This window comes from Candidatus Thiosymbion oneisti, from assembly GCF_900092655.1.
Lineage (GTDB): Bacteria > Pseudomonadota > Gammaproteobacteria > Chromatiales > Chromatiaceae > Thiosymbion > Thiosymbion oneisti.
In genome coordinates this window covers 1-368 of record NZ_FLUY01001857.1, presented here as the reverse complement: position 1 = coordinate 368, position 368 = coordinate 1, and the positions used below count along the sequence as shown (strand labels likewise).

Below are 368 nucleotides of genomic sequence, written 5' to 3'. Positions count from 1 at the left end.
AGCGCTCGATCATGGCGTTGGTCTGCGGGGTTCTGGGCTTGATCAGGCGATGTTCGATCTGGTTGTCGGCACACACCCGATCGAAGGCATGGGCGCCGGTCGGCTGGCGCTCACCGGTGGCACAGAAGCGGTCGGTAAACTCCTTGCCGTTGTCGGTGAGGAGCTTGGTGATGGTGAACGGTGCCTGCTCGATCAGGCGCGTGAGGAAGCCGCTGGCGGAGGTTGCTGACTTGTCCTTGAGCACCTCCACAGAGACCCAGCGGGTGGCGCGATCAATGGCGGCAAAGAGGTAGGTCCGTTGGTCCTCATCCGGCATCTGAGGCAGGTACTTGACATCGACGTGGACGAAGCCCGGCGCATAATTCTTG

Annotated in this window: 1 protein-coding gene; it reads right to left on the bottom strand. The window is 61.7% G+C overall.

Annotated features, from left to right (window positions below):
• Window positions 1-368 (bottom strand): DDE-type integrase/transposase/recombinase (locus BQ17_RS19720; protein ID WP_141699398.1); only part of this gene is annotated, 368 nt, incomplete at both ends.